2 protein-coding genes and 1 riboswitch are annotated in these 2,903 nt (G+C 72.5%); of the genes, one reads left to right on the top strand and one right to left on the bottom strand.

Going from position 1 to position 2,903, the window contains the following annotated elements; all coding sequences use genetic code 11:
* Positions 1-167 precede the first annotated feature (167 nt).
* Positions 168-382: riboswitch (cyclic di-AMP (ydaO/yuaA leader) on the bottom strand.
* A 300-nt stretch (positions 383-682) separates the two neighbouring features.
* A complete protein-coding gene (locus UWG_RS0128200) occupies positions 683-1,588 on the bottom strand; it encodes an oxidoreductase (protein WP_016910548.1) in 906 nt (301 codons plus the stop codon).
* Positions 1,589-1,781: 193 nt separating this feature from the next.
* Here UWG_RS0128200 and UWG_RS0128195 point away from each other — a divergent pair, with 193 nt between their 5' ends.
* Entirely contained in the window at positions 1,782-2,744 is a 963-nt protein-coding gene (locus tag UWG_RS0128195) for an aldo/keto reductase (protein WP_016910547.1), read from the top strand.
* Positions 2,745-2,903: the final 159 nt, after the last annotated feature.

The following is a 2,903-nucleotide window of genomic DNA, read 5'->3' as shown; positions in this document are numbered from 1 at the left end:
CGCACTGGGCGACCTTGTCCCAGGTGTCGACCGAAGCCGCCTGCGCGTTCCCGGAGAGCGCGAGGGGCAGGACGACGCTGGCGCCGCCGGCCGTCAGCGCGAGGGAGATCCCGCGCCGCCAGCGGTGGTTGGGCTTTCGGGCATGCTTTCCGCGTACGGACATAGGGGGTTCCTCTCCTACGCCTGCGAGGTGAGCTGTCGGATTCGGGCCGGAGTAGCCCGGCCGGCCTTGCACCTCGGTGCGAAGGGCGCGGCTTCACCCCAAGCCGTCCACGTCGGATCGCTGCGGACCCTGCCGTGCGCGGCACTTACCTGGTTCCCCCGCTCCTGCCACGGGACGGTTCATCCGAGGACCAGCGGCAGGATTCGGCGTCTGGCCACGGAGCTGCCGCATGGGACCCGCGGTAGCGGAGGCACACTAAGCACACCGAAATCGCGCTCTCAACAAAGCGTTTCTCGGCTGAGGCGACGCGCACGCCGCAGGACAGGCGCCCGATTTGTCGGCTCTGGTGCCCCGACTCCCGGGCTGCGCAGGGGAGATGGCGCGAGGTGAGACGCGTCCATGACGAAAAACCGGGCGTTTGCGGCGTCTTCACGTGTGAGCGGACTCACGGTGTGAATGTGGTGTGGGTCTCCATAGCGGACTGGTCGGCGCGGGCCGCCTCTCGTGGACGTCGGCCGGCTACGGGTAGGCGACGCCCGTCAACTGCTCGGAGGCCGCCCAGAGCCGCTCTCCGGCTGCGTCGCTCCGCGTCCATGGCGCGCGCCAGGACGGTCCCGGTGCTCCGCGCCAGCCGAGGAAGCGGGGGCCGATGTAGGAGTCGGGGCGTACGGCCGCGTCGGTGGCGGCGTGGAGCGCGGGGAGCGCGCCGGCCTCGGCGGGCTGCGCGAGGACGATGTTGCCGAGCGCCAGGAGGCGCTCCGCGCCCCTGCGGCCCTCCATGCGGGCGCCTTTCGTCTGGAGTTCGGTTGAGGCGTACCCGGGGTGGGCCGCGGCGGCGATCAGCCGGGTGCCGACGGTGCGGCGGGCGAGCTCGTGGGTGAAGAGGAGGTTCGCCGTCTTGGAGCGGGCATAGGCGAGCCAACGGTTGTACGAGTGTTCGCTGTTGAGGTCGCCGATCTCGATGTTGGCGAGGGCGTGGAGGCCGCTGGAGAGGGTGACGACGCGCGGCGCGTGTGCAGCGAGGAGGCGGTCGAGGAGCAGCCCCGTGAGGGCGAAGTGCCCGAGGTGGTTGACGCCGAACTGCATCTCGAAGCCGTCGGCCGTGCGGCCGAACGGGAGCGCCATCAGCCCCGCGTTGTTGACGAGCAGGTCGAGCCGCTCGCCGGGGAGCTCCTTGGCGAAGGCGCGTACCGAGGAGAGGTCGGCGAGGTCGAGCGTGCGCAGCTCGGTCCGCGCCTCCGGAAGCTCCGTACGCAACCTGGCGTGCGCCCGCGCGCCGCGCTCCTCGTCACGGCAGGCGAGCACGGTGTGGGCGCCGCGGCGCGCCAACTCCCGTGCGGTGACGTATCCGAGGCCGCTGTTGGCGCCCGTCACCACGACGGTGCGACCGCTCTGATCCGGGATGTTCCGTGCAGTCCAGCCCATCTGCCGCTGCGCTCCTCAAGACGTCCGATCCTGCCGCCGGCATCCCCCTGAAGGGGACCCTAGACCCCGGCCATCCCGTGGTCGAGGCCCGTCGAGGCGGAGGCGGGCAGGTGTCCTCCGCCTCGCGGGGAGTCCGCGCCGTCTCCCGCGGGGGCCGAGGGGCCGACGGCCGGACCGGGGATAGCGTGCAAGCATGAGTGACCACACCAGCACCTCCATGCACTCCAGGTACGCCGTCGGCAGCCTGTCGGTGGCGCCTTTCTGTCTCGGCGGCAACGTCTTCGGGTGGACGGCCGACGAGACGACCTCCTTCGCCGTCCTCGACGCGCACGCCGAGGCCGGGGGCAACTTCGTCGACACCGCCGACAGTTACACGGCGTTCGCCGAGGGGAACAGCGGCGGCGAGTCCGAAACGATCATCGGCGAGTGGATGAAGCGGCGCGGCAACCGCGACGACGTCGTCGTCGCCACCAAGGTCGGGGCGCTGGAGGGGCGGGAGGGCCTGCGCGCCGCCAACATTCGCGCCGCCTGCGAAGACTCGCTCCGCCGTCTCCGGACCGATCACATCGACCTCTACTACACGCACCGGGACGACGAGACCGTCCCCGTGCCCGAGATCGTCGACACCCTCGACGCGCTCGTGCGCGAGGGCAAGGTCCGCGAGGTCGCCGCCTCCAACCTCTCCGCTCCCCGGCTCCGGGAGTCCCTCGCCTACGCGCAGGACGGGGGCAAGGCCGCGTACGTGGCGGTGCAGCCGCACTACAACCTCGTCTCCCGGGAGACCTACGAGGGCGAACTCCAGGACGCCGCAGCCGAGTCCGGCCTCGCCTCCTTCCCCTACTTCGCTCTCGCTTCGGGCTTCCTCACCGGCAAGTACCGTCCGGGGGACGAGCCTTCGACGAAGCGCGGCAGCCTCGCGGCGCAGTACCTCGGCAGCGAGCGCGGCCAGCGGGTCCTCGCCGCCCTCGCCGAGGTGGCGGAGGCGCACGGCGTCGGCGGCGCCGGTGTGGCGCTCGCCTGGCTGCGCACGAGGGCCACGGTCGTCGCACCGGTCGCCAGCGCCCGCACCCCCGAGCAGCTCCCCGGACTCCTGGACGCGGCAGGCGTGGTGCTGACGGGCGAGGAGGTCGAGCGGTTGGAGAAGGCCTCGCGCTGAGGGCGGTGCGCCGCGGAGGCGGGCGAGTTCGGGCAGGCGCCGTTCCGCGGGGCAGCGTTGTCGGACGTGGCCTACGGCGTGGGGACGCGTGGTGGGGCGGCGGTCCCCGAGCGGTGCGGCGCGATGGCGCCGGCGCGCAGTCGGTGGTCTCCCGCGGCG

Origin of the sequence: Streptomyces xiaopingdaonensis (genome assembly GCF_000262345.1) — a bacterium.
In the GTDB taxonomy this organism is placed as follows: domain Bacteria; phylum Actinomycetota; class Actinomycetes; order Streptomycetales; family Streptomycetaceae; genus Streptomyces; species Streptomyces xiaopingdaonensis.
This window is presented reverse-complemented; position numbering and strand designations above follow the sequence as displayed.